This is a genomic window from Chamaesiphon sp. OTE_8_metabat_110 (assembly GCF_031382685.1).
Classification (GTDB): Bacteria; Cyanobacteriota; Cyanobacteriia; order Cyanobacteriales; family Chamaesiphonaceae; genus Chamaesiphon.
In genome coordinates this window covers 1-8,103 of the sequence record NZ_JANMZA010000030.1, presented here as the reverse complement: position 1 = coordinate 8,103, position 8,103 = coordinate 1, and the positions used below count along the sequence as shown (strand labels likewise).

At 49.1% G+C, this 8,103-nt stretch carries 8 protein-coding genes; 5 read left to right on the top strand and 3 right to left on the bottom strand.

Going from position 1 to position 8,103, the window contains the following annotated elements; translation table 11 throughout:
* The first annotated feature begins 16 nt into the window (after nucleotides 1-16).
* The 3 genes from rsmH (at nucleotide 17) to RMO52_RS01205 (ending at nucleotide 1,630) form a co-directional block, all read left to right on the top strand.
* Entirely contained in the window at nucleotides 17-886 is an 870-nt protein-coding gene (gene rsmH / locus RMO52_RS01215) for a 16S rRNA (cytosine(1402)-N(4))-methyltransferase RsmH (RefSeq protein WP_310410235.1), read from the top strand.
* A 103-nt stretch (nucleotides 887-989) separates the two neighbouring features.
* Nucleotides 990-1,121: a hypothetical protein gene (locus tag RMO52_RS01210; protein ID WP_309742349.1), complete on the top strand. Its 132-nt coding sequence runs from the start codon at nucleotides 990-992 to the stop codon at nucleotides 1,119-1,121.
* 266 nt (nucleotides 1,122-1,387) lie between these two features.
* On the top strand, nucleotides 1,388-1,630 hold the full coding sequence (locus RMO52_RS01205) for a hypothetical protein (RefSeq protein ID WP_310410232.1): 243 nt from the start codon (nucleotides 1,388-1,390) through the stop codon (nucleotides 1,628-1,630).
* On the opposite strand, the gene clpX is transcribed toward RMO52_RS01205, so the two are convergent.
* The 3 genes from clpX to tig form a co-directional block, all read right to left on the bottom strand.
* Nucleotides 1,622-3,016 carry an ATP-dependent protease ATP-binding subunit ClpX gene (gene clpX, locus RMO52_RS01200; protein WP_310410231.1) on the bottom strand — a complete coding sequence of 465 codons (1,395 nt, stop codon included), beginning with the start codon at nucleotides 3,014-3,016 and terminating at the stop codon, nucleotides 1,622-1,624. The genes RMO52_RS01205 and clpX overlap by 9 nt on opposite strands.
* Nucleotides 3,017-3,526: 510 nt before the next feature.
* On the bottom strand, nucleotides 3,527-4,177 hold the full coding sequence (gene clpP, locus RMO52_RS01195; protein WP_310410229.1) for an ATP-dependent Clp endopeptidase proteolytic subunit ClpP: 651 nt from the start codon (nucleotides 4,175-4,177) through the stop codon (nucleotides 3,527-3,529).
* Nucleotides 4,178-4,455: 278 nt separating this feature from the next.
* A complete protein-coding gene (tig, locus tag RMO52_RS01190; protein ID WP_310410226.1) occupies nucleotides 4,456-5,841 on the bottom strand; it encodes a trigger factor in 1,386 nt (461 codons plus the stop codon).
* 785 nt (nucleotides 5,842-6,626) lie between these two features.
* Here tig and RMO52_RS01185 point away from each other — a divergent pair.
* Both RMO52_RS01185 and RMO52_RS01180 read left to right on the top strand, forming a co-directional pair.
* On the top strand, nucleotides 6,627-7,652 hold the full coding sequence (locus tag RMO52_RS01185) for an aspartate-semialdehyde dehydrogenase (protein WP_310410225.1): 1,026 nt from the start codon (nucleotides 6,627-6,629) through the stop codon (nucleotides 7,650-7,652).
* A 176-nt stretch (nucleotides 7,653-7,828) separates the two neighbouring features.
* On the top strand, nucleotides 7,829-8,103 hold a 275-nt coding region (locus RMO52_RS01180; RefSeq protein WP_310410223.1), incomplete at its 3' end, for a dihydrodipicolinate synthase family protein.

The following is an 8,103-nucleotide window of genomic DNA, read 5'->3' as shown; positions in this document are numbered from 1 at the left end:
CCCCCCGTCCCCACATATGGATGCCAACTTCTCGCATATTCCAGTTCTCAGCCAGGAAATAGTCGCTGGATTGGGAGTAGTTGCAGGTGGCTGGTATTTGGATGCTACCGTCGGCGGTGGCGGACATAGCGAGCTTATTTTGCAAGCTGCTCCGGATGTTCGCTTGGTGGCGCTCGATCGAGATTTACAAGCTCTAGAGGCTGCCAAAGCCAGACTCGTCCCGTATGGAGAGCGGGTTAAATTTTGGCATGGCAACTATGCTGACTATCAGCCGGAACTCCAAAAATTCGACGGTATTATTGCCGACTTGGGCGTCAGTTCGGTGCAATTGGATTTGGCAGAGCGCGGGTTTAGTTTTCGCAATGAAGCACCGCTAGATATGCGGATGGATCGATCTCAAGGCATCACCGCCGCCGAGCTGGTAAACCAGACATCCGAAGTAGAGCTAGCGCGGATTATCTTTACCTATGGCGAAGAGAGACTGTCTCGACAAATTGCGCGTGATATCGTCGCCGGACGACCATTTACGACCACGACACAGTTAGCTTATACGATCGGGGGTGCGGTGCCCAAGTCCTACCGCTATGGGCGGATTCACCCAGCGACACGTACGTTTCAGGCGCTGCGGATCGCGATCAATCAGGAGCTAAGCTCCCTCGAAAAGTTTCTGGCGGTGGCACCGACTTGGCTTAAGCCAGAAGGTAAACTGGGGCTGATTAGTTTCCACAGTCTGGAGGATCGGATTGTCAAACATACCCTCCGCGAACGCGAGGATCTCCGGGTTTTAACCAAAAAACCGATTATCGCTACTGAGTCAGAATTAGCCACCAATCCCCGTTCCCGATCGGCTAAACTGAGATGGGCACTAAAGTTAGCTGCGGATTAGTCGTCATCAGTCTGCTCTAAATTCAGCCCTAACTGGTACTCTACGGCATAAATCTAGTTACTATTTTGAGGAGACTGGGAGACTGGGGGACTGGTAGCAAGAAATGATGTCCTTACTTGCGCCGCTCAGTACTAGTTTGCTCGATCGACAATCTGGCTTAGTACTGATGAAAGTTAGCCAAACCCATTCATCTGGCAGTTCGTTGATAATTGCGGTCGATCGGACGATACTATAAAGTTGCGAAAAAATTTCCTACTCGATGGCTTAGCTACTGACATCCGAGCGGATTTTTAGATACAAAAATGGCTGGTAATATTATTACCAGCCCTGAAAGCTTAAACCCCGATTTCCCTTAGTAATGGTGAATTTACAGTTAGGTCAGCACTACTAAAAAAGAATTATTAAAATTCGCGTTGCTACACTCAAATAAATTAAGCTAGCGGTTGGAATCTATATATACAATATAGATCGAATTATTGAATTTGGGTATCAGCCATTTGTATGGAACTTGTCACGGGCGGGGATCGTCTATACTCCGAGCCAGTTGAGCTAGTTCGAGTTTCAGTAAGTTCCGGTGGGATGGTATCAGAGCATACATATCCACTTGGCTGTGTTGACGCTACATTACTCGTCCGAGGCGCGAGCGATCGCGCTGTTGTCACATTCACGCTAGCGGCACACCTAAGAGATTTGGCTGAGGTATCGATGTCTCAGCCAATCTTAAGTCTACCAAAGCTAGGCTGACTCAGGTTTTGGGACTGAAGCTGGGTGAATCAGCAGCTCGGCAGTAGATTTTTTCTCGACCATCTCGCGGGTGATCGTACAGCGGGTTAAATCTTTGCGAGAGGGCAGTTCGTACATCACATCGAGCATCAGCTCCTCCACGATGCCGCGTAAGGCTCTAGCGCCAGTTTTGCGGCGGTGGGCCTCTTTAGCGATGGCCCGAATCGCGTCGGGATGGAAATCGAGGGCGACATTATCCATGTGGAGCAGTTTCTCGTATTGCTTGACTAGCGCACTACGCGGTTCGGTCAGAATTGAAACTAAGGTATTTTCATCCAAGGGGTTGAGCGTGGCAATCACGGGTACCCGACCGATAAACTCTGGAATTAGCCCATATTTAACCAAGTCTTCGGGTTCGAGATGTTTCATCATATCCGCTGCTCGTTGCTCGCGGTTGATGGTTTCACCTTGCTGGATGAAGCCCATCGACTTTTTACCCATCCGTTGCTCGATGACTTTTTCTAGGCCGACGAATGCGCCACCACAGATAAACATGATGTTGCTAGTATCGATCTGGATGCAGTCTTGATAGGGATGCTTTCTGCCGCCTTGGGGTGGTACGCTGGCAATCGTTCCTTCGAGCATTTTCAGCAGAGCTTGCTGGACGCCTTCTCCAGAGACATCGCGGGTGATCGAGGGATTTTCACTTTTGCGAGCAATTTTATCGATTTCATCGATGTAGATGATGCCGCGCTGAGCTTCTTCGACATCCATGTCGGCAACTTGGAGCAGTCTGAGGAGAATGTTTTCGACATCTTCGCCGACATAGCCAGCTTCTGTCAGGGTAGTAGCATCAGCCACGGCAAAGGGCACGTCTAGCACTTTGGCGAGGGTTTGAGCGAGCATAGTTTTGCCACAGCCAGTAGGGCCAACCAACAATATGTTCGACTTTTGCAATTCGACTGTTTCGTCGATCGCATTGGCTTTATGGATGCCATTGACGCCTGTGGGCGGCTGCTGGGGGGTGGGATTAGCACTTTTGGCTTGAGCGTAGCTGAGCCGTTTGTAATGGTTGTAGACGGAGACAGAGAGGACTTTTTTCGCTTCGTCTTGACCGATGACATGTTCGTCGAGATATTTTTTCAACTCTCGCGGTTTGGGCATCTGACTGAGATTCATCGGTACCGTTTCGCGCCGTTTGCGCGGCGGTTCGGCTTTGCTGGGGGGATGAGTTACAGGCCCGTTGGGATCTAGTAATTCTTCATCGAGGATCTCGTTACATAGCTCTACGCATTCGTCACAGATATAGACTCCCGGCCCTGCAATCAGCTTGCGGACTTGTTCTTGTGATTTCCCACAAAAAGAACATTTGAGATGAGAGTCATAGTTTTTAGGAGTTGCTGGCATATTGTTGAGCGTGCCTCGTGAAGCAATTATGTAGTAAACCGAGCTTGGACGATCGGAGCGATTAGTTGACAGGGGATGGTGGGTCGCGATCTGAGGATGCGATCGATAACTGTAGAATAGCTGTAATTGGCGGATTAGTGACTATTTCTTAATAATTACCTGCTAGATTTCCAGCCGATCTATCCCACGTACTCGCATTTTGCACCAGCGACGCGCGATACGTGGGCTTTGCCGAGGGTTTAGCGCTGAACTCGGATCGCGATCCTCGGGTTTCCCGTTCGCGCAGCGTCTCGAAGAGAAGGAGAGGGTCTAGCGAGACAAGACAAGACAGTTTAATTATCCTAGCGCTTGGCTTAGACCCAGGGTACCCACAAGGGGCACCCCTACAGATCGTTTATGTAGGGGTACCCCTTGTGGGTACCCTCAGATGTGTGCTTTTGCTAATGGTTGTGTACTGGTGCAAGATATGAGGTCACACATTCTAAGTAGATCCGCTCGACGAGTAAGGACTTATGGGCGTTCAATAATGCGATCGATCAGTCCGTATGCTTGCGTTTCGGCTGGTGACATCCAAAAATCCCGTTCGGTATCTTCAGCAATTCGCTCTAGTGATTGTCCGGTACTTTCGGCGAGTAACCCATTGAGATGATTTTTGAGATATAAAATCTCTCGGGCTTGAATTTCGATATCTACTGCTTGTCCCTGAGCGCCACCGAGGGGTTGGTGAATCATAATCCGGGAATTGGGTAGAGACATCCGTTTGCCTTTGGCACCACTAGCGAGCAAAAACGCCCCCATACTAGCAGCTAAACCATAACAAATTGTTACCACATCGGGACGAATTTGCTGCATCGTATCATAGATTGCCATCCCTGCCGTAATCGATCCGCCAGGAGAATTAATATGTAATTGGATATCTTTTTCAGGATCTTCAGCTTCAAGAAATAACATTTGCGCGACTAATGTGTCCGCAACATTATCATTTACTTCTGTGCCCAAAAAAATCATTCGTTCGCGTAATAATCTGGAGTAGATGTCAAATGCGCGTTCGCCGACTCCTGATTGCTCTAACACCATTGGTACCACATTGTTGGCACCTGCATAGATTTGACTCTGGTGATAACTGCTAATCGAACCGTGTTCTGAGTTGGATATAAGCATGGTGGAAGATCTATACACAAGAGAATATATGATTCTGACTCGGTGAATTTCACCTGTCTAATTGAATTATACCAATGTCTAGAGGGGAGTTGGGAGTTGGGAGTTGGGAGTTGGTGGATGGGAGTTGGTAGATGAGAGATGGTAGGGAAATCCCTTCCGAGGAGGGGTGCCCGTAGGGCGGGGTGGGTAGATCTCCGCAGCTTATCAGCCAGATCGAAACTTTCGCCAGCCAGCAGCTAAACTAAATTCCCTCCCATCTCCCATCTCCCATCTCCCATCTACTCCGTAACTGCTTCGGCGAGGATATCTATCGCTTCTGCTTCGCCAGCTTCGATTTCGACATCTTCTTCGGCAGGTTTGAGGGAGCCTTCTGGCACCAACTCGACTTTCGCATGGTCTTTGAGCCATGCTAGAGTTTGCTCTTTTTGGAGATCCTCGGTGATGTAGCTCCGCAGGCGATTTTCATCGATGTCCTCGCCAGCTAATTGAGGTAAAATTTCAGACATCTTCGCGACGATCGCTTCATCAGTAACGGTAATTCCTTCTTGTTTAGCAATTTCGGCGATCGCGAGTTGCTGCTTGAGGTTGCTAATCGCATCAGTCCGGCAATTTTCTTTCATTTTGGGAATGGTTTCCCGCGTGAAGAGTTTGTTGACATCCATCCCGTACTGGCTGAATTGGTTCGCCATTTGGTTGAGGATATTCATGGTTTCCCGCTCGATGGCTGTCTCGGGCAAATCCGCCTCGACAACATCGATCAAGGCAGTTTCCAGCGCATTAGTGATGTTTTGGTCGGTAGATTTTTGCGCTTGTTCTTGGAAGCGGGTCACGATCGATTCTCTGTACTCAGTGAGAGTATCAAAATCGCTCGCTTCCTTGGCAAAATCATCGTCTAAGGCTGGTAATTCTTGTTCTTTGAGATCTTTGAGGACGACATTAAACAGCGCAGGTTGAGCGGCCAAATCTTCGCGGGGATAGTCTGCTGGAAAAACGACATTGACATTGCGAGTTTCACCGACGCTCATGCCGACAATCCCGTTGACGAGATCGCCGATAAATTTGCCTTCAGATAGTTCGATATCAAAATCATCCGCTTGCGCGCCGCTGATTTCGGTACCGTCGGCGAGTTTGCCACTGTAGTCAACTACCGCGATATCATCGAGTTGCGCCGCCCGACCGACAACTGGGATGACTGTCGCTTTTTCCCGGCGTTGCCCATCGATAAAATCATCGACCTGCGCGGGATCGTAGAGGATTTCTTCAGCTTTAATGGCGAGTCCTTTATAGTCACCTAAAGTTACCGATGGTGGGACATCTACTGTCGCGCCAAAAGTCAAATTTTGTCCGGGGACAAACTGTTCCAGTAATTCGTCAAAATTGGAGGTAATCTGATAGTTGCCGATCGCTGGGACGGCTTCTTGCTTAATTGCCTCATTAATGGCGGGTTCGAGCAATGCTTCAAGCGCCATTGCTTTGACTTGAGATTGACCCATCCGTTGTAAGACTACTTGCCGAGGGATTTTTCCTTTGCGGAACCCAGGAATATTCGCCTTGGTGGTCAGGTTTTTGATAGCCTGTTCGTAGTATTTAGTCGTTTGGTCTCCGGTAACTTCAATTTGCAAACCAATCCGGCTGTTTTCGAGTTTTTCCTGGGTAACTTTCATGATATGTATATCTAACAACAGTCAATGACAATGTGGGAAGGGGCTGGAAATTCGCGTAATTATGATATGTTCGATGTACGATCGGTTAAGATTGTTTGCAAATCGCTCACAGTTAAACTTCAGCAAACGTAGAGCGATGCACTGAAATGTCGTTGGCAATAACTTGCGATGAACACAGTGTCAGCTTTACCTAATTGCTGCAACTCATCAGACCGAAAACTGCAAACTCACTGCCGATGGCAGGTCGCTCTAGCCGCATAACTCAACAATAATGCCAATATCTACACGATTCACCTATCTGATGATAGTACATTGCTGTGAGGTATTAAGTATTTGGGATTAAGTATTTAGAATCGGGTGCAATCCGATCGAGATGTTCGAGCCGTTCGCCTACTTCTCCTTACGGAGCGACCCAAATCACGCGGAGGTTCCCGACCCATGGCTTTGGGTCAAGACAGACGCTTCGCTACGACTTCGTATCGCCAAGGACGAGGCTGTGCCTGTCTTGTCGCGTTCTATGCCGGAGGGAACCTCCGGCTCACGCGCCGCTACGGCAGGCTACGCCAGCGACTGAAATCGCGCCGTAGGCGAAGACGTGTCGCTAGACGGTTTCCTCGGCGTGCGTTTCAGTCAAGACAACGCCAACAGCACAAGTAGCTGCTCCAAAGGAGAATCGAGATGTCCGTTAACTGACGTAGAATTAAATTTCGATCGGGTCACTCTGAATGTGTAGGGATGTGTTAGGATTGCTCGATTAGTTCGATCGATATCAGGAGGTAGCTTACTTGTCGGATTTATATCGCGTCGCAATTTTAGGAGCCACAGGTGCTGTTGGGACGGAACTAATCGAACTACTTGCCAGCCGTAACTTTCCGATTTCCGAACTCAAACTGTTTGCCTCGCCCAAATCGGCAGGAACGAAGTTAAAGTTTCGCGGCGAGGAAATTACTGTAGAATGCGTAGACGATCGCTCGTTTGATGGCGTCGATATCGTCCTGGCATCGGCTGGTGGCTCGACATCCAAAGCGTTAGCGCCTCAAGCTGTAGCGGCTGGTGCGGTAGTTATCGACAACTCTAGTGCCTTTCGGATGCGCCCCGATGTGCCATTAGTGATTCCCGAGGTCAACCCCAGTGCAGCGGCGGATCATCATGGGATTATTGCCAATCCCAACTGTACGACAATCCTCATGGCTGTGGCGATTTACCCCCTTCATCAAGTCCAACCGATTCAACGAATCGTTGCGGCTACCTATCAATCAGCCAGCGGCGCGGGTGCTAGAGCGATGGCGGAAGTCGAAACTCAAAGTCGCGATATCCTCGATGGCAAGACACCCAAACCCGAAATTTTCCCTTACCCCCTGGCTTTTAATTTATTTCCTCACAATACCCCGATCGACGAATCCGGCTATTGTGAAGAGGAACTAAAAATGGTTAACGAAACGCGGAAGATATTTGGGACGCCAGATCTGCGCATCACAGCCACATGTATCCGCGTCCCCGTCCTGCGCGCACACTCGGAAGCCATTAACCTCGAATTCGCCACACCCTTCGCTCCAGACAAGGCGCGATCGATCTTAGCCCATGCCCCTGGTGTAAAATTGGTCGAAGATTGGGCTGCCAATTATTTTCCCATGCCGATCGATGCTTCGGGTAAAGATGAGGTATTAGTGGGACGAATTCGCCAGGATCTCTCTCATGCCAACGGGTTGGAATTGTGGCTCTGCGGCGACCAAATTCGCAAAGGTGCCGCACTCAATGCCGTCCAGATTGCCGAATTGCTCGTCGAGAAAAATTGGCTCAAGCGCAAATAAGGGATAGAGGATAGAGAGTAGAGCATTAAAAAATTAGGTAATAGTAAATTGGGGTAAGTTGGGTCGCAATCGTGCGTTCTTTTACTACATACCACCCCTCTACCCCCTATCCCCTGAAGCCCAAAACCTAAAGCCCAAAGCCTAAAGCCTAATACCTAATACCTAACACCTTCCCCATGACAATCGATTTCGGACGAGTCATCACGGCAATGGTTACACCCTTTGATAAGGATGGAAACGTTCACTATGCCGAAGCAGAGAAATTAGCCGCGTATTTAGTCGCAAATGGCTCGGATGGAATTGTGGTGTGTGGCACGACAGGCGAATCGCCAACGCTGAGCTGGGATGAAGAGTATCAACTATTTCAAGTCGTCCAAAAAGCCGTCGCTGGGAAAGCCAAAGTCATTGCTGGTACTGGGTCAAATTCTACCAGTGAAGCGATCGAAGCCAC